General features: G+C 67.9%; 15 protein-coding genes. 13 read left to right on the forward strand and 2 right to left on the reverse strand.

All coding sequences use genetic code 11. From position 1 onward, the window contains the following. Window positions 1-12: 12 nt before the first annotated feature. The 13 genes from R2910_11290 (at window position 13) to ppk1 (ending at window position 15,771) form a co-directional block, all read left to right on the forward strand. Window positions 13-1,290, forward strand: a complete 1,278-nt coding sequence (locus R2910_11290; GenBank protein MEZ4413559.1) for an efflux RND transporter periplasmic adaptor subunit — start codon at window positions 13-15, stop codon at window positions 1,288-1,290. After that, the gene (locus R2910_11295) at window positions 1,290-1,991 is read left to right on the forward strand and encodes an ABC transporter ATP-binding protein (GenBank protein ID MEZ4413560.1); all 702 of its coding nucleotides are present in this window, start codon (window positions 1,290-1,292) and stop codon (window positions 1,989-1,991) included. The genes R2910_11290 and R2910_11295 overlap by 1 nt, the downstream gene beginning before the upstream one ends. A 4-nt stretch (window positions 1,992-1,995) precedes the next feature. Continuing rightward, complete coding sequence (locus R2910_11300) at window positions 1,996-3,237, forward strand: ABC transporter permease (protein MEZ4413561.1); 1,242 nt, start codon at window positions 1,996-1,998, stop codon at window positions 3,235-3,237. Window positions 3,238-3,249: 12 nt separating this feature from the next. After that, entirely contained in the window at window positions 3,250-4,497 is a 1,248-nt protein-coding gene (locus R2910_11305; GenBank protein ID MEZ4413562.1) for an ABC transporter permease, read from the forward strand. Between the two features lie 92 nt (window positions 4,498-4,589). Further along, window positions 4,590-5,834: an ABC transporter permease gene (locus tag R2910_11310; protein MEZ4413563.1), complete on the forward strand. Its 1,245-nt coding sequence runs from the start codon at window positions 4,590-4,592 to the stop codon at window positions 5,832-5,834. A gap of 4 nt (window positions 5,835-5,838) precedes the next feature. After that, window positions 5,839-7,080, forward strand: coding sequence for an ABC transporter permease (locus R2910_11315; GenBank protein MEZ4413564.1), 1,242 nt, complete (start codon window positions 5,839-5,841; stop codon window positions 7,078-7,080). Between the two features lie 50 nt (window positions 7,081-7,130). Further along, window positions 7,131-7,847, forward strand: a complete 717-nt coding sequence (gene bshB1 / locus R2910_11320) for a bacillithiol biosynthesis deacetylase BshB1 (protein MEZ4413565.1) — start codon at window positions 7,131-7,133, stop codon at window positions 7,845-7,847. Window positions 7,848-7,861: 14 nt separating this feature from the next. After that, window positions 7,862-9,040: a cysteine desulfurase family protein gene (locus tag R2910_11325; GenBank protein MEZ4413566.1), complete on the forward strand. Its 1,179-nt coding sequence runs from the start codon at window positions 7,862-7,864 to the stop codon at window positions 9,038-9,040. Further along, window positions 9,033-10,091, forward strand: coding sequence for a tRNA 2-thiouridine(34) synthase MnmA (gene mnmA, locus R2910_11330; protein MEZ4413567.1), 1,059 nt, complete (start codon window positions 9,033-9,035; stop codon window positions 10,089-10,091). Before R2910_11325 ends, mnmA begins: the two co-directional genes overlap by 8 nt. Continuing rightward, entirely contained in the window at window positions 10,088-12,124 is a 2,037-nt protein-coding gene (locus tag R2910_11335) for a S9 family peptidase (GenBank protein MEZ4413568.1), read from the forward strand. Before mnmA ends, R2910_11335 begins: the two co-directional genes overlap by 4 nt. A gap of 30 nt (window positions 12,125-12,154) precedes the next feature. Continuing rightward, window positions 12,155-12,532 (forward strand): phage holin family protein, encoded by a 378-nt coding sequence (locus tag R2910_11340; GenBank protein MEZ4413569.1) that lies wholly within the window; start codon window positions 12,155-12,157, stop codon window positions 12,530-12,532. A gap of 84 nt (window positions 12,533-12,616) precedes the next feature. Then, window positions 12,617-13,525, forward strand: a complete 909-nt coding sequence (locus tag R2910_11345) for a hypothetical protein (GenBank protein ID MEZ4413570.1) — start codon at window positions 12,617-12,619, stop codon at window positions 13,523-13,525. A 143-nt stretch (window positions 13,526-13,668) separates the two neighbouring features. Continuing rightward, the gene (gene ppk1 / locus R2910_11350; GenBank protein ID MEZ4413571.1) at window positions 13,669-15,771 is read left to right on the forward strand and encodes a polyphosphate kinase 1; all 2,103 of its coding nucleotides are present in this window, start codon (window positions 13,669-13,671) and stop codon (window positions 15,769-15,771) included. A gap of 2 nt (window positions 15,772-15,773) precedes the next feature. Here the strand turns inward: ppk1 and R2910_11355 are convergent, their stop codons facing one another. Then, window positions 15,774-16,871, reverse strand: coding sequence for a J domain-containing protein (locus R2910_11355; protein ID MEZ4413572.1), 1,098 nt, complete (start codon window positions 16,869-16,871; stop codon window positions 15,774-15,776). Continuing rightward, complete coding sequence (locus R2910_11360; protein ID MEZ4413573.1) at window positions 16,872-17,423, reverse strand: nucleotide exchange factor GrpE; 552 nt, start codon at window positions 17,421-17,423, stop codon at window positions 16,872-16,874. Between the last annotated feature and the right edge of the window lie 12 nt (window positions 17,424-17,435).

The raw sequence follows: 17,435 nt of genomic DNA on the forward strand, positions 1-17,435 counted from the left end.
CCGAGGATGCACATGTCACGTCGCACCAAGTTCGGACTTATCGCCGCCATCCTGATCGTCGTGGTCGGTGGACTGTTCTTCCTCACCGCGGCCAACCGCAACAAGCGGGCGGTCGAGGTCCGGTTTGACACGGTCCAGCCCCAGGACCTCGTCGCCTCGGTCACGGCCAGCGGTCGCATCGAGCCGAAGACGAAGGTGGACATCAGCGCCGACATCACCGGGCGTGTCACACAGATTGCGGTCAAGGAGGGCGACTGGGTCAAGAAGGGGCAGTTCCTGCTCCAGATCGACCCGGCCCAGTATGAGGCCGCCGTTGCCCGGACCGAGGCGTTGCTCTCGGCCTCCACCGCCTCGTACGTCCAGGCGAAGGCCAACTACGACCAGGCCAAGCGGACGGTCGATCGCGCCAAGGAACTGAGCGCCAGCAGCCCGAACCTGATCTCGACCGAGGCGGTCGAGCAGGCGCAGACGGCCTTCGAGGTGGCCGAGGCGAACCTGAACGCCTCCAGCGCCCAGATGGCGCAGAACCGCGCCACGCTGCAGGACGCCAAGGATCAGCTCTCGAAGACGCGACTCATCAGCCCCCTCGACGGCCGGGTCACCCGGCTGAACGTGGAAGTGGGCGAAGTCGCCGTCCCCGGTACCTTCTCGCGAGAGACGGCGTTGCTCATGACCGTGGCCGACCTCTCCGTGATCCTGGCCAAGGTGCAGGTCGACGAAACTGACGTGGTGCGCCTGGCCCTCGGCGACTCGGTGCGCGTGACCATCGACGCCTTCCCCGACACGGGCTTTGTCGGGCGCGTCACCAAGATCAGCAACAGCGCGCAGTTGACCGCCACGGCCACGGCCGGCGGATCCTCCGACCGCGCGGTGGACTTCGACGTGGAAATCACGCTCGAAAATCCGCCCGAGGACATCCGGCCCGACCTGAGCGCCACCGCGAAGATCGTCACCGACACCCGCACCCAGGTGCCCAGCGTGCCGATCATTGCACTGACGGTCCGCCAGCATGAAGTGATGCCGAACGAGAGCGCGCCGGCCGGCAACCAGGCGGCGGACAGCTCGGAGAAGAAGATGACGGACACCGAAGGGGTGTTCGTGGTGCGGGATGGGATCGCCACCTTCACGCCGGTCAAGGTGGGCATCGCCGGTGAGGAGTACTTCGAAGTGGTGTCGGGTGTGCAGCTCGGCGACTCGATTGTCGCCGGCACGTACCAGACGATCCGCGACCTGCAGGACAGCGCCAAGGTCCGCGCGGCCAAGATGCCCGCGCCGGGAGGCGTGAAGTAATGAGCGACCTCGTCATCGCCGTCCGCGCGCTCACCCGCTCCTATGAGATGGGCGCCGAAGTGGTTCAGGCCCTCCGGGGCCTCGACCTCGAGATCCGCCGCAACGAGTACGTGGCCATCATGGGGCCGTCCGGCTCGGGCAAGTCCACGCTGATGAACATGATCGGCTGCCTGGACACCCCGTCGAGCGGCGAGTACTGGCTCAACGGGCAGGAAGTGTCCCGCATGGGCGACGACGCCCTGGCCCGGGTACGGAACAAGGAGATCGGGTTCGTCTTCCAGACCTTCAACCTCCTGCCCCGCGCCACCGCCCTGCACAACGTGGAGCTGCCGCTGGTGTACGCGGGCACCACCGCCCGCGAGCGGCGGGCCCGTGCGGAAGAGGCGCTGACGCGGGTCGGCCTGAAGGACCGCATGCATCACCGGCCAAACGAGCTCTCCGGCGGCCAGCGTCAGCGGGTGGCCATTGCCCGTGCACTGGTCAACCGGCCCTCGATCCTGCTGGCGGACGAGCCGACCGGCAACCTCGACAGCTCCACCAGCGACGAGATCATGCAGGTCTTCGAGCAGCTCCACAGCGAGGGGCAGACCCTGGTCATGGTGACCCACGAGCCGGACATCGCGGCACACGCCGAGCGCGTCGTGGTGTTGCGTGACGGCCGGGTCGAAAGCGACGTCCTCAACCGGACGAAGGCGGCCTGAGCCGATGCCACTCTGGGAAGCGGTCACGATGGCACTCCGCACGATCCGGGCGCAGAAGCTGAAGAGCTTCTTCTCCCTCATCGGCGTGCTGATCGGGGTCATGTTCCTGATCGCGGTCGTCTCGATCGTGCAGGGCATGAACGTGTACATGGAAGACCAGTTCGCGAACCGGCTCATCGGGCTCAACGTCTTCCAAGTGCGTCAGCGACCGAACTTCACCACCGGCAACGTGACCCGGGAGACCTGGCTCAGCTGGCGGCGCCGGCCGCGGATCACGTACGCCGACGCGGACTACATCAAGGCGCGACTCAGGACGCCCGCGACCATCGCGATGTATTGCGCGGACCGGATGGCGCTGACCTACAATGGCAAGACGGCCAAGGATATCGACCTGGTCGGGACCGAGGAGACGTACTTCCAGATCAAGAATCTCGAGATCGCCAACGGACGGGCCTTCTCCGCCCAGGAGGTCCGCGCGGCGCAGACCGTCGTGGTCATCGGCGACCTGGTGGCCGAGAAGCTCTACCCCGGCCAGGACCCTGTCGGCAAGGAGGTCACGATCGCGGGCCTCCCCTACCGGATCGTCGGCGTCGCGGCCAAGCAGGGGACGATGTTCGGCCTCTCGATGGACAAGTTTGCGATCATGCCATACACCGCGCCGGCCCGGCGGTACATCTGCCCGATCAACATCCTGGACGACATCCAGATCCAGACGGCGGGTCCGAGTGACATGGTGGCGGCGATGGCGGAGGTCGAGGCGATGATGCGCATCCGCCGGCAGCTCAAGCCCGCGCAGGAGAACAATTTCTACCTCCAGACGGCGGAAGGTGCACTCGAGGGGTGGAAGCGGTTCTCCAAAATCCTCTTCATGGCGCTCCCAGGGCTGGTGGCGATCTCACTGGTGGTGGGCGGCATCGTGATCATGAACATCATGCTGATGGCCGTGTCCGAACGGACCCGGGAAATCGGCATCCGGAAGGCGCTCGGCGCCAAGCGGCGCGACATCCTTGCCCAGTTCGTGGTCGAGTCGGCCACCCTGTCGGTGGTGGGCGCCATCTTCGGCATCGGGGCGGGTATCGGACTGGCCTTCGCCGTGCGGGCGCTCTCTCCCCTGCCGGCCGCCGTGGCCCCCTGGTCCATCCTGGTGGGCGTCACGCTGGGTATCATCGTCGGCGTCGTGGCGGGCGTGTACCCGGCCACGCGCGCCAGTCGTCTGGATCCCATCGTGGCGCTCCGCGCCGAATAGCGAGGCGACTCCATGTCCCAGAGTTTCAGCCGGGCCTTCGAGGGCATCGGCATCGCACTCGACTCGCTGCGGGCGAGCAAGGTCCGCGCGGCGCTGACCATTCTCGGCGTGGCCATCGGCGTGATGGTGGTCATCGCCATGGCCTCGGCCATCACCGGTATCAACCGGGCGCTCGAAAAGGAGCTGGAGTCGGCTGGCCCACGGACCTTCTTCGTGCAACGCTTCTTTCAGGGCGGGATCAACATCTCCGACGGCTCTGATGAGCTCTCGCCGTGGCGAAAGAATCCCTGGATCACGGTGGAGGAGTCGGAGATGATCCGGCAGCTGCCAGCCATCCAGGAGGTGTCCATCGACGAGGGCACGCAGGGACCGGTGAAGTACGGCGACACCGAGCTGCCGAGCGTCGGCATCGCCGGGTTTGGCCCGGCGTGGGTGTACGTGACCGGCGGCGAGATCGTGGCGGGACGGAGTTTCACCGCCATGGAGTATGCGGCCGGCGCCCGGGTGGCCGTCATCAACGACAAGGTGGCGGAGGCGCTGTTCCCGGGGCTCGACCCCATCGGCAAGACGATCAAGATCTTCGGGCAGCCCTTCCAGGTGATCGGCCTGCACGTGGCCGCCGCCTCCCTTTTCGGCGGCGGCGACCAGGCCCGGCTCGCAATTCCGCACACAACGTTCGAGAAGGTCGCGGACTACTGGAAGGGCTGGATGAGCATCTCCGTCATGCCGGTCGACGAGGTGACGGTGGAGGAGGCGCAGGACCAGGTGGTGGCGGCGCTGCGAGGTAGCCGTGGGCTCAAGCCGTCGCAGGAGAACAACTTTGCCATCCTCACCCAGGACCGGATCCTCGAGACGTTCGACAGCATGACGAGCGCCTTCTTCCTGGTGATGCTGGCGCTCTCCAGCGTGGGCTTGATGGTAGGTGGCGTCGGGGTGGTAGCCATCATGATGATCTCGGTCACCGAGCGCACCCGGGAGATCGGCGTCCGCAAGGCCCTTGGCGCCACCCGACGCGAAGTACTCTTCCAGTTCCTGGTCGAGGCCGCTACCCTCACTCTCGTGGGCGGCGTGGTCGGCATGATGCTCGGCGGCCTGATTGCGCTGGGCATCAACAAGCTGACCCCCATCCCCGCCGCCGTCCCCCTCTGGTCGGTCGTGGTGGCGCTGCTGGCATCGATCGTGACTGGCATCATGTTCGGCATGTATCCCGCCAACAAGGCCAGCAAGCTGGATCCGGTGGAGGCGTTGCGGTACGAATAGCGATGGCGGGGAGGCGGGAAAGCGCGGGGAAGGCCGCCGTGCCCCGCCTCCCCCGCTTTCCCGCCTCCCCGGTGCCCCGCTAGTTTTCCGACATGCCCCTCCGTGAAGCCTTCCGCCTCGCCCTCCAGTCGATCCTCGGCAGCAAGCTGCGGTCGTTCTTCACCCTGCTGGGCATCATCGTCTCCGTCGGCTTCCTCGTGGCGGTGGTGGCGATCATCCAGGGGATGAACGCCTACGTGAAGGAGAACATCGCCGGCGCCGTCATCGGGACCAACGCCTTCCAGGTCCGCCGGACGCCGGTGTCCGTGGGGTTGATGGACGACGAACAGGTCCGAGCCATCGCGAAGCGCCCCCTCGTCACCACCGACGATGCCGAAGTGGTCCGGCGCGCCCTCCCCGACGCCCAGGCGGTCGCCTTCCAGTCCGGGTGGCCCACCCCGACGAGCGACCTGACCTACCGCAACCAGCGTATCGGCGACGTCCTCGTCTTCGGCATCACCCCGGACTACCAGATTGTCCGCGACTACGTGTTTGCCGCCGGCGAACCGATGAGCGACCCCGACGTGGACGGGCGCCGCATGGTGGCGGTGGTCGGCTTCGACGTCGCCGACAAGCTGTTCGGCGACGCGGAGAAGGCCATCGGCAAGTCGATCCGCATCGCCGGCCGCGAATTCACCATCAAGGGTGTGGTCGCGAAGAAGGGGAAGGTCCTCGGCCAGTCCTTCGACGGGTTTGCGCTCGTGCCCTACTCCACGTTCGAGTCCATCTACGGCCGCCGAAAGACGACCGTGGTCTCGGTCAAGATGCGCGACGCCGACGAGGTGGAGCCCGCCATGGCGCGCGCACAGGAAGCGATGCGGCTGGCGCACCGGCTGCGGCCCAACGAACCTGACGACTTCACGGTGGACAAGGCCGATGCGCTGGTCGCCTTCTGGAAGAGCCTGACACGGATCCTCTTCACGATCATCCCCGCCGTGGTGTGCATCGGCATCGTGGTCGGCGGCATCGTGATCATGAACATCATGCTCATGACGGTCAACGAGCGGACCAGGGAAATCGGCGTCCGCAAGTCCCTCGGCGCGACGCGCCGCGACATCCAGCGCCAGTTTCTCGTGGAGGCTGCCACGCTCTCCTTCTTTGGGGGCATTCTGGGCGTCGCCGCCGGGTGGTCGCTGGCGTTCATCGTCTCGTCCGTCACGCCGCTCCCGGCCCGGGTCACCCTCTGGTCGATTTCGGTGGCGCTGGCGCTCGGCGTCGGGACCGGCCTGCTGTTCGGCGTCTATCCCGCTTCGCGCGCCGCGAAGCTCGACCCGATCACCGCCCTCCGCGCGGAGTGACGCCATGATTCCGCTGAGCCGGGTCGGTGAGGGCGTCCTGATGGCGCTGGATGCCATGCGCGCCAACAAGTTGCGCTCCGCGCTCACGGTGCTGGGCGTGATCATCGGGGTCGCGACCGTGATGACCATGGCGTCGATCGTCCAGGGGGTGCGCTCGCAGATCTTCAACGCCATCGAGGTGGCCGGCCCCACGACGTTCTACGTGATGCGGTACTTCTCCCAGACGCCCCTCAATCCGGACAACCTGCCCTATGAAGTGCGCATCCGTCCGGTGCTCCGGGAGAGCGACGCCGAGGCGATCCGGCAGGTGCCCGAGATCCAGTACGCCGGCATGTGGATCCAGGTGTTCGCACGGCTGGAGTACCAGGGGACGCAGACGCAGATGATCACGGTGTGGGCGGCCGACGACCACTACATGGAGCTGCAGGGCGGGACCCTCCTCCGCGGGCGCTTCTTCACCCGGGCGGAGCTCACCGGCGAACAGGTGATGGTCATCGAGGAGAAGACCGCCGACCACCTCTTCGGGCGGCTCGACCCGATGGGGAAGACTGTCCGGGTGAACGGGGTGCCGTTCCGGATCATCGGCGTCTACCTGAAGCCGGACAACATTTTCGAGCCGCCCGGACAGGAGACGGCGGGCATCATCCCGTACCGCGCGGCGAAGTACAATCTGCGCTATGACGAGACGAACACCCTCTGGATCTCGGTCAAGGGACGCCCCGACGTCAGCGTGGCGAAGGCCCAGGATCTCGTGACGGTGGCCCTCAGGCGCGAGCGCAAGCTCCGCCCCGGCGTGCCGAACACCTTCGACCTCATCACGCAGGACCAGATTCTCGACATTATGGGCAGCCTGACCACCGCCTTCTTCGGTGTGATGGTGGCCCTGTCGGGCGTGGCGCTGCTCGTGGGCGGCATCGGCGTCATGGCCATCATGATGGTGTCCGTGACCGACCGCACCCGGGAAATCGGCCTCCGGAAGGCCCTCGGTGCCACCCGGCGGGAGATCCTGCTCCAGTTCCTCGTCGAGGCGGCCACCCTGACCCTCATGGGCGGGCTGCTCGGAATCGTGGTGGGGCTCGGCCTCGGCCAGGTGCTGAAGCACGTGCTCAACCTGCAGTCCTCCGTGCCGCTCTGGAGCGCCGTCGTGGCCACGGCCGTCTCGGTGGGGATCGGGCTCGGGTTCGGGCTCTACCCGGCCAACAAGGCCGCCGCAATGGATCCCATCGAGGCGCTGCGGCACGAGTAGGCGGGGAGGCGGGAATGCGGGGAGGACGGCAGACGGCTAAATTGTCACGCATGAGCGTAGATATCCTGGCCATTGCGGCCCACCGTGACGACGTCGAACTGACCTGTGCCGGTACCCTGCTCCGTGCCATCGATCAGGGGCACACCGCCGGCATTCTCGACCTGACGGCCGGCGAGAGCGGTACCCGCGGCAGCGCCGACCTGCGGGCCGCCGAGGCGGAAGCGGCCGCGACAATTCTCGGGGTGTCCGAGCGCCGGAACGCCGGCCTCCCCGACGCCCACCTCCAGAATTCGGAAGAGGCGCGGCGCCTCGTGGTCTCGCAGATCCGGCATTTCCGCCCGCGGGTGGTCATCCTCCCCTTCCCGGTCGGCCGGCACCCCGATCACCGGATCGCCTCCGAACTGGGCCGCGATGCCTGTTTCCTCGCCGGGCTGGCCAAGTACGATGCCGATGGCCCACCGCACCGGCCGCACAAGGTCCTCTATGCGCTCAGCTATCGCGAGGACCCGGTCAAGCCGACCTTTGTCGTGGACATCAGCGCGCAGTTCGAGCGGAAGCTGGCCGCCATCCGGTGCTATGCCAGCCAGTTTGACGGCGCCAAGGCGGCCGGCGAGATCTTCCCGACCGGCCAGGATCTCTACTCGCTCGTCGAGACGCAGAACGCGCACTACGGCTCGCTGATCCGCACCCGGTTCGGGGAGCCCTATTTCACCCATGAGACCGTGCGGATCGACGACGTGCTCGCGCTCGACGTCTCCAGCATGTAGGAAACGCGCCGACCATGACGCCTTCTCCCGTCTACCTCGACCACGCCGCCACGACACCCGTGCGCGCCGAGGTGCTGGAAGCCATGCTCCCCTATCTCGGAGCCTCGGCCTTCGGCAATCCCGCGAGCGCGCACCGGTTTGGGCGCGCGGCCCGCGCAGGGGTCGAGGAGGCGCGCCGCCAGGTGGCAACGGCCGTCGGTGCGGAACCGAGCCAGGTCATCTTCACCTCCGGCGGCACCGAGGCGGACAACCTGGCGGTGGTTGGCGCCGCCCTCGCAGCCGGAGCGGCGGGCCGCCCGATGCACGCGGCCGTGTGTGCCACGGACCACAAGGCCGTGCTCGCCGCCGCCCACGCCGTGGCACGGCTCGGCGGATCCGAGACGGTGCTCCCGGTGGACAGCCACGGCGTCCTCGACCTGGCCGCGCTCGACGCCGCCCTGACCAACGCGCCCGCCGTCGTGTCGGTCATGTGGGTCAACAACGAGGTCGGGACGGTGCAGCCGGTCGAAGAGATCGGCCGCCGGTGCCGTGCCGCCGGGGCGATGTTCCATACCGACGCCGTGCAGGCCTTCGGCAAGCTCCCGGTCTCCATTGATGCCGCCGACGCCACGCTCCTGACGCTGTCGGGGCACAAGATTGGTGCCCCAAAGGGCGTCGGCGCGCTCGTGGTGCGGAGCCGGGCGGCGGTCGAGGCCATCATTCACGGCGGCGGCCAGCAGTTCGGGCTCCGGCCCGGCACCGAGAACGTTCCCGGCTCCGTGGCGCTCGGCAAGGCGGCGGAACTCGCCGCCGCGGAGCAAGCGGCCAAGGCGACGCGGCTCGCCGCGCTCCGCGACGAATTGGCGGCGCGCATTCGGAGCGCCATCCCCGACATGATCTGGATTGCCGAGCGAGGCCCGCGCGCGCCGCATGTGCTGAGCGTGGCGATTCCCGGCGCCGACGCCGAGGCGCTGCTGATGCATCTCGACCTCCAGGGCATCGCGGCGTCGGGGGGCTCGGCGTGCAATACCGGCGCGGCGGAACCATCGCATGTGTTGACCGCCATGGGCGTCCCGCGCGAGGTGGCGCTCTGCACCATCCGCTTCTCGATGGGCGCCGAGACCACACAGGGCGACATCGACCGGACGGCCGAGGTGCTCCCGACGGTGGTGGCCAAGGTGCGCAAGCTGGCGGGGGTGCTCGGTCGTGCCTGAGCGGGTGCTTGTGGCCATGTCAGGCGGCGTGGACAGTTCGGTGGCCGCCGCCCTGCTCGTGGAGCAGGGGTATGACGTGGTGGGCGCCACCATGAAGCTCTTCTGCTACGGCGACTCGGTGCCGGACCGCCCCTGCTGCTCCCTGGATTCGATCAACGACGCGCGCGACGTGGCGGCCAAGCTCGGCATTCCGCACTATGTGCTGAACCTCGAAGACCGCTTCTCGTTGCACGTGATCCAGAACTTCGTGTCGGAGTACAGCCGCGGGCGGACCCCGATCCCCTGCGTGCGGTGCAACTCGTTCACGAAGTTCCGCGACCTCCTGGCCCACGCCGACTCCCTCGACTGCAACTACATCGCCACGGGGCACTACGCTGTGGCCCGGGACGGCGCGCTGTACCGGGGCCAGGACCTGAACAAGGACCAGAGCTACTTCCTGTGGGGCATCGACCAGGCGGTGGTGGCGCGGATGCTGACCCCGGTCGGAAGTTCCACGAAGGACGAGACCCGGGCGCTGGCGCGGCGCCTCGGCCTGGCCACCGCGGACAAGCCGGAGTCCGTCGAAATTTGTTTCGTGCCCGACGATGACTACGTCGGCGTGCTCGAGCAGCACCTTCCCGCGGATGCCCCTGCGCTGAGCCGGGGACCACTCACCACCGTCGCCGGCGACGTGATCGGTGAGCACGAGGGATTTGCCCGGTATACCGTCGGACAGCGCCGCGGATTGCCGGGCGGGTTTGCCGAGCCGATGTACGTCGTGGCCATCCGGCCCGAGGGTCGCGAAGTGGTCATTGGCCCGGAAGCGGCGCTGGAGGGAAATCGCCTGGCGCTGGCGGAGGTGAACTGGCTGGGCCCGGCGCTCGCCGTCGGCGACCGATGCGGCGTGCAGATCCGCTACCGCGCCCGGGCCATCCCGGCCACCGTGACGGCGCGGGGCGACGACGGCATTTCTCTCCTCCTCGATACTCCCGGGCGGGCCATCTCCCCGGGACAGTCCGGCGTCCTGTACGGCGCCGACGACCGCGTCCTTGGCGGCGGAGTGATCCAATGAGACGAACCCTGTGGTGCCTGGCGTCAGCGGGGGCGCTGGCGGCGACCGCCAGCAGCGCATCCGCACAAGCAGCGCCGGCCCCGATGACCATCGACAAGTTCCTCGAGGTGCGCGCGGTCTCCGACCCGCAACCCTCGCCGGACGGCCGGCTGCTGGCGTTCACCGTCTCCCAGCCATCGCTGGAGGACGACCGCAACCAGAGCCGCATCTGGCTTGCAGACCTCGGGTCGCGGGAGACCTGGGAAGCGACCTCGGGCTCGGGAAGCGAGCGGTCCCCGCGCTGGTCGGCGGATGGCAAGACGCTGTCCTACATCTCCACCCGGGAGGATGGCGCCCAGATCTGGCGCCTTCCCATCCGGGGTGGCGAGCCGACGCGCCTCTCGTACGTCCCCGGAGGCATCTCCGATTTCTGGGTGTCGCCGGGCGGCAAGGCGATGTTCTACGTCAAGGACGTCTCGTGGCCCGCGCAGCAGGAAGTCGTCCAGCGCAACGGCCCCTACCCGACCGAGGCCAAAATCTGGACGGAGCTCTTCTACCGTCACTGGAACGAGTGGCGCGTCGGCGTGCGGACCCACGTCTTTCGGCTTGAGCCGGGCGATTCCGTCGGAACCGACATCACCCCCTTTGACCGCGACGTGCCGACACTGGCTCTCGGCGGGGTCGGTGTGGCGCTGTCGCAGTTCGGCACCGAACTGGCCGTGGTCTACAACCCCGACTCGTCGCTCGCGACCAGCACCAACAACGACATCTTCGTGATGGGGCCCGACGGCACCGGCAAGCAGGCGATCACGACCAACCCCGCCAACGACAACTCCCCTGCCTACTCCCCCGACAGCCGCTACGTGGCCTACCTGGCCATGACGGTGCCCGGCTTCGAGGCCGATCGCCAGCAGGTGATGATTTACGAGCGGGCCACCGGGCGCCGGCGGGCCCTGACCCCGGAGTGGGACCTCTCGGTGGACGCCATCACCTGGACGCCCGACTCACGCGCGCTCATTGCCGAGGTGCCCGAGCGCGGCGGGGTGTCACTGTATCGTATCGACGCGGCCAGCGGCCGCCGGTCGCTCCTCGTCTCGGGAGGGGTCAACAGCGCCGTCCGCGTGCCGCCGCGCGGCGATGAGATGGTGTTCCTGCGAAGCACCGCGGACCGCCCGGCCGAGGTCTGGGCCGCGAACTGGAACAGCGGGGACGGCCTGCGCCAGGTGACCGCGCTCAACGACGAATGGCGGAACGGGGTGCAACTCACCCCGCTGGAGCCGTTCGGGTTTGTCGGCGCGCTCGGCGACTCGGTCTTCGGCTGGCTGATGAAGCCTCCGGGCTTCGATCCCTCGAAGACGTACCCCGTGGTGTATCTCATCCATGGCGGCCCGCAGGGCGCCTGGAACGACGAATGGCATCCTCGCTGGAACTACGCGATGTTCGCGGCGCGTGGGTACGTGGTGGCCGCGGTGAACTTTCACGGCAGCACCGGCTACGGCCAGGCGTTCACCAACAGCATCTCCCTCCACTGGGGCGACTATCCCTACGACGACCTCATGAAGGGGCTGGACGTCGTGGCGGCCAACCCCTGGGTGGACGGCAGCCGGGTGGGCGCGGCCGGCGCCTCGTACGGCGGGTACATGATCTACTGGATGGCCGGGCAAACGAACCGGTTCCGCACGCTGGTGGCGCACGACGGGATCTTCAATCCGGTGAGCTTCAGCGGCACCACGGAAGAACTCTGGTTCCCGATCCATGAATTCGGCGGGACGCCGCTCATGCCGTCGGCCCGCGCCACGATGGAGAAGTGGTCGCCAGCCAATTACACGTCGCGCTGGCAGACACCGATGCTGGTGGTCCACGGGCAGGAGGACTACCGCGTGGACCTGTCCGAAGGACTCCAGGCGTACACCGCGCTGCGGCTCCGGGGCTTGCCGGGGAAGTTCCTCTACTTCCCCAACGAAGGGCACTTCGTCCTCCGCCCGCGGGACCGGCGCCTCTGGTGGGGCACGGTGCTCGACTGGCTCGACACCTCGCTCCGCCCAACGCCGTAGTGCCGAACTCCTGACTTCGCCCGAGGTCCCATGAAATCGTTCTTGATCCGGTGGATGATCAACACCATCGCCCTGTCGGCGGCGGTGCAGGTCATTCCCGGCATTCACTTCACCGACGGCCCCCTGCAGCTCCTGGCGGTCGCGCTCGTCTTTGGGGTGGTGAACGCGGTCCTTCGGCCGATCCTGACCGTGCTTTCCTGTCCGCTGGTCCTGCTGACGCTGGGGCTCTTCACCCTGGTCATCAACGGGGTGATGCTGATGCTGACGGCGCGCCTGGCCGCCATCTGGAACCTCGGGTTCCGCGTGGACGGCTTCATGCCCGCGTTCTGGGGCGGGCTCGTGGTGGGTCTGGTGAGCCTCGCCCTGGCGCTGCTGGTCAGCGGCGACCAGCGACCGGGGCCGGGGTGATAGGAGGCGCTTAACGTTTCGGGGAGGTCCTCGTCTATGGGGCGTAGTGCCCAACTGACCTGACCAACTCGAGGAGTCTCTCCCATGCGAATCCCTACCACCGCCCTCCTGGTGGCCACGGCCTTCGCTGCCGCAGCCTGCAGCGACGCACCGACCGGCAGTTCCAGCGAAGAGACCGCGGTCCAGCAGGCCTATCTCGATGTCGATGCCGGCTATTTCGACGAAAACCCCGGCGGCGACGACATCCTCGCCTCCCCCATCCTGACCTCCAATTCCACCCTCTTCTCCGCTCCAGGCGACCCGTACATCGCACCCGAACGCTGGGGACGGCGCCGTGCCGACGAGCGCCCCAGCCGCGAGCGCGTCGTCGTCATCGAGGGCGACACCGCCAAGGTGGCGGTGGCGGTCCGGTTCCGCGGGGTGTTCCTCGTGGACACGACCTTCGACGGCGTGGTCAATCCCGGCGCCAAGCGGATGCATGAGACGTTGCGGCACCACGCCGTATTCGTGCGGGATGACACCGCACCACGCGGGTGGCGGCTCGTTGCGATGAGCATCGGCAACATCGTGGATACCGACCCTGCCCGGCGGACGGTGGAGATCACCTCCCTGACCGTGACCGTCAACGGCACCGACGTCGGCACGGTCTCCGACCCGAATCAGCTGTTCCGGGTGCAGGGTGGCGTTCCCGAACTGCACGTCGGTGACAGCGTGGTAGTTACCGCGGCGGTGCGCAACGCGACCGGTACGGACCTGGTGCCTCCGACCCAGGTGTTCCTGCACGTCCGCCACCACCGGGCCAACGCCGACACCTGGGGTCGCATCCAGATGCAGCCCAACGAGGATGGCACCTGGAGCATCGGGTGGACCGTTCGCCGACCGGGTATTGCCCGGATGGCGGTGGACGCGATCGACTCGGAGGCACTCCAGACCCAGTCCGGGGACAACTACCGCGCAAACATCTGGGCCTTTCCGTACCGCGCCATTCCCTGAGCGATCCACCGATCTGAGCGGCGCCGGTTCCGGGTAGCCCCCCGGGACCGGCGTTTCTCTGTCTAAGGGCTTTTACCACAATATGTTACACGTTTGTGACATCGCTTCCCGATGCCCTGCCGCCTCGCTACATTCCATGCCTGATGACCTCGCCAACGACCGTGCCAGCCAGCCCCACGCGGCCCGACCTCAAGCACGCCGGGCTCTATTTCAACCGGGAACTGTCCTGGCTGGAGTTCAATCGGCGCGTCCTGCATGAGGCGCAGGATCCGCGGACGCCGCTCCTGGAGCGCCTCAAGTTCCTGGCCATCTTCGCGAGCAACCTCGACGAGTTCTTCCAGGTGCGCGTGGCCGGACTCCGCCGCCAGGTGGACGCCGGCTACAGCGAACGCACGGCGGACGGCCTGACCCCCGATGAGCAGCTGCGCAGCATCGCGGAACTGGCGCGGGAGATGGTGGCGGCCCAGTACCGGTGCCTCCTGGAGGAGGTCGTGCCGGAGCTGGCCCGGGCGGGCGTGCATCTGTTGCTCGACCTCGCGGAGGCCACCGAGGAGGACCGCGCGCACCTGAAGGAGTACTTCCAGCGGAATGTGTTCCCGGTGCTGACGCCGCTGGCGGTGGACCCGGTCCATCCCTTCCCCTACATCTCGAACCTGAGCATCTCGATTGCCGTCTTCCTGCGCGGATCAGACGGCGAAGAGCGCTTCGCGCGGGTCAAGGTGCCGAAGATCCTGCCACGGTGGGTGGCGCTGCCCGGCACGCACCGGTACCTCCCCCTCGAACAGCTGATCGGCGCCCACCTCGAGTCGCTGTTCCCCGGCGTCGAGATCCTGAGCTGGCACTCCTTCCGCATCACGCGGAACACCGATCTCCAGATCGACCACGACGAGGCGGAGGACCTGCTGAGCCTGATCCAGGAGGAGGTGCGGAACCGGCGGTTCGCCGAGGTGTCCCGCCTTGAGGTCGGGGCCGGCACACCGACGGCGCTGCGCCAGCTGCTGCTGGCGGAGTTCAACGCCTCGCAGGAAGAGGGCATCGAGCTGACGCTGGACGACGTCTACGAGGTGCCGGGGCTGCTCGACTGCTCCGACCTGATGGCGCTGGCGACGCTGGACCTCCCGGAGCTCCGGGATCCGCCTTTCCTCCCGGTCACTCCCGCAAGGCTCGCCTCCGGCCGCAGCGTCTTCGACGTGATCCGGGAGGGCGATCTCCTGCTGCACCACCCCTATGACAGCTTCCAGACCTCGGTCGAACGATTCCTCCAGCAGGCGACCGACGATCCGGACGTGCTGGCCATCAAGCTTACCCTGTACCGGACCGGCGGCGATTCAAGCATCGCGCGCCTGCTGGCGCACGCCGCCGAGCGGGGGAAGCAAGTCGCGGTGCTGATCGAGCTGCAGGCCCGGTTTGACGAGGAGAGCAACATCATCTGGGCGCAGCGACTGGAGGACGTCGGGGTGCACGTCAGCTACGGCGTGGCCGGTCTCAAGACACACACCAAGATCATGCTCGTCGTCCGCCGCGAGGGGAACGACATCCGCCGGTACGTGCACATCGGCACCGGCAATTACAACCCGCGCACCGCGCGGCTCTACACTGACTTCGGCCTCTTCTCCTGCGATCCCGCCCTCGGTGAAGACCTGACGGACCTCTTCAATGAGCTCACCGGCTTCGGCGTGACGGAGCGGTTCCGGAAGCTGCTGGTGGCCCCGCGGACCATGCGTGATCGTTTCGTGGAGATGGTCCGCCGCGAGTGCGACCATGCGCGCGCCGGACGCCCGGCGCGCATTGTGGCCAAGATGAACGCCCTGGTCGATCCCGGCATGATCCACGAGTTGTACGAGGCGTCGCAGGCGGGGGTGCAGGTGCAGCTGATCATCCGGGGGATCTGCTGCCTCCGGCCCGGCGTGCCCGGGGTGAGCGACAACATCGAGGTCATCAGCATCGTGGGGCGCTTCCTGGAACACAGCCGGGCGTTCTGGTTTCACAACGGCGGGGCGGACGAGGTCTACATCGGTTCCGCCGACTGGATGCCGCGCAACCTTGACCGCCGTGTGGAAGCGGTCGCACCCGTGGAGGACCCCCACCATCGGCGGGCCATGTGCGACGTGCTTGAATTGATGTGGGAAGACAACCGCCAGGCGTGGGAACTCCTGCCCGACGGGACCTATCGCCAGCGCCAGCCGCCCTCGCCCGAGGAGGAGCGCTCGACACATCGGCGGCTCCTCGACTCAGCGGGCCACTGACCTCAGTACTTCAGACCCGCCGACTCCGCCAGCTGCCGCGCCAGCTCCTCCTGCTCCGGCGTCAGCTTCTCCGGCAGCTCGACTTTGACCGCCACGATCTGATCGCCGCGACGCCCACCACGCTCGAGCCCCTGCCCCTTGATCCGGAACTTCCGCCCTGGCTGCGTGCCGGCCGGGACCTTGAGCACGATCTTCTTGCCGTCGAGCGTGCGCACCCGGAGGCGGGTGCCGAGCAGTGCCTGGGCGAGGTTGACCGGAACTTCGCATAGCAGGTCGAGGCCGTCGCGCTGGAAGAACCGATCGGGCTCGACCGTAAAGACCACGATCAGGTCGCCGGCCTGCCCGCCCCCACGGCCCGGCTGCCCCTGGCCCTTGAGCCGGACCTTGGTACCGGTCTCCGTGAGCGGTGGCACCGATATCAGGACACGCCGCTCGGCTCGAATGTCGCCCGCGCCACCGCAAGTCGGGCACCGCTCCGACGGGACCGTGCCTTTCCCGCGACACTTCGGGCAGGGGCGGTTGACCGCAAATCCCCCCTGCCCAAACGAGATGGATCCGCGCCCGTTGCACTCGTCGCAGGTGGTGATCCTGGCTCCCGGCGCGGCGCCGGTGCCCTTGCAGGTGGGGCAGGCCTCCGTCACCGGCAGGGTGACAGGCACCTTGCCGCCGTACATCGCCACGCGGAACGGCACCTCGACGTGGGCCTCGAGGTTCTCCGCGACCGGCTCCTCCCGGCGTCCGCGTCCGAAGATCGACGAGAAGATGTCGCCCAGCCCACCGAGGTCCCCGAACTCGAAGCCCTCCATCCCCGACTGCCCCTGCCCGGCTGACCCCCTGGCACCCTGCCCCGCCCCGCGGCCGGCCGGCCGCGGTTCGAAGGCGCCCAGCCGCCGCATCTGATCGTACTTCTTCCGCTTCTCGGCATCGGACAGCACGGCGTGCGCTTCGGAGATTTCCTTGAAGCGCTCCGCGGCAGCTGGATTGTCGGGATTGGCGTCGGGATGGTGCTGCTTGGCAAGCCGGCGATAGGACTTCTTGATCTCGTCCGTCGTCGCCGAATCGGGGACGCCCAGGACCTGGTAGAAGTCCCGCTGCGCCACCTAGGCCTGCCCCGGATCGGAATAGACCTGGACGCGGGCCGGCCGCAGGAGGGTGCCCTTGAACCGGTACCCGACCTGGAAGGTGCGGCAGACGGTGTGATCCTGCTCCGGCTCGGTCGGCAACGTGGTGGCCACGGCCTCATGCTCCTCGGGATTGAAGGGGAGCCCGGCCGGGTCGATTCGCTCGAGGCCCACCAGCTCCAGCTCCTTCCAGAGCTTTCGCCCCAGCAGTTCCATCCCCTGGTAGAGCGACTCCACCGTCATGGCCGCTGGATCGCCAGAGAGGAGCCGCTCGATATCGTCCAGCTCATCGAGCAGGCGGCCGGCGAACGCCCCCTGGGCGCGCGACGTCAGTTCCTCGCGCTCCTTGAGCGTCCGCTTCCGGAAATTGTCGTACTCGGCGGCCAGCCGGGCGAACCGGTCCTTGAGCGCGTCGTTCTCTTCCTCGAGGCGACGAATCGCCTGCGCGGGAGGCTCGAGAGGCATGCCACCGGCGGGGGCCGGTTCGGTGACCTCTTCGAGGTCGTCCAGGTCATTCTGGCTGGCGGTCACCTTGGGATCCGT

The sequence above is a fragment of the Gemmatimonadales bacterium genome, assembly GCA_041390145.1.
In the GTDB taxonomy this organism is placed as follows: Bacteria; Gemmatimonadota; Gemmatimonadetes; order Gemmatimonadales; family GWC2-71-9; genus SPDF01.

What these genes read in the sequence shown, in the direction of transcription:
- R2910_11325 (MEZ4413566.1), top strand. Translation starts at nt 7,862, where the DNA reads ATGACGCCTTCTCCCGTCTACCTCGACCACGCCGCCACGACACCCGTG.
- R2910_11340 (MEZ4413569.1), top strand. Translation starts at nt 12,155, where the DNA reads ATGAAATCGTTCTTGATCCGGTGGATGATCAACACCATCGCCCTGTCG.
- R2910_11310 (MEZ4413563.1), top strand. Translation starts at nt 4,590, where the DNA reads ATGCCCCTCCGTGAAGCCTTCCGCCTCGCCCTCCAGTCGATCCTCGGC.
- R2910_11290 (MEZ4413559.1), top strand. Translation starts at nt 13, where the DNA reads ATGTCACGTCGCACCAAGTTCGGACTTATCGCCGCCATCCTGATCGTC.
- R2910_11315 (MEZ4413564.1), top strand. Translation starts at nt 5,839, where the DNA reads ATGATTCCGCTGAGCCGGGTCGGTGAGGGCGTCCTGATGGCGCTGGAT.
- R2910_11300 (MEZ4413561.1), top strand. Translation starts at nt 1,996, where the DNA reads ATGCCACTCTGGGAAGCGGTCACGATGGCACTCCGCACGATCCGGGCG.
- R2910_11295 (MEZ4413560.1), top strand. Translation starts at nt 1,290, where the DNA reads ATGAGCGACCTCGTCATCGCCGTCCGCGCGCTCACCCGCTCCTATGAG.
- ppk1 (MEZ4413571.1), top strand. Translation starts at nt 13,669, where the DNA reads ATGACCTCGCCAACGACCGTGCCAGCCAGCCCCACGCGGCCCGACCTC.
- bshB1 (MEZ4413565.1), top strand. Translation starts at nt 7,131, where the DNA reads ATGAGCGTAGATATCCTGGCCATTGCGGCCCACCGTGACGACGTCGAA.
- R2910_11305 (MEZ4413562.1), top strand. Translation starts at nt 3,250, where the DNA reads ATGTCCCAGAGTTTCAGCCGGGCCTTCGAGGGCATCGGCATCGCACTC.
- R2910_11345 (MEZ4413570.1), top strand. Translation starts at nt 12,617, where the DNA reads ATGCGAATCCCTACCACCGCCCTCCTGGTGGCCACGGCCTTCGCTGCC.
- R2910_11335 (MEZ4413568.1), top strand. Translation starts at nt 10,088, where the DNA reads ATGAGACGAACCCTGTGGTGCCTGGCGTCAGCGGGGGCGCTGGCGGCG.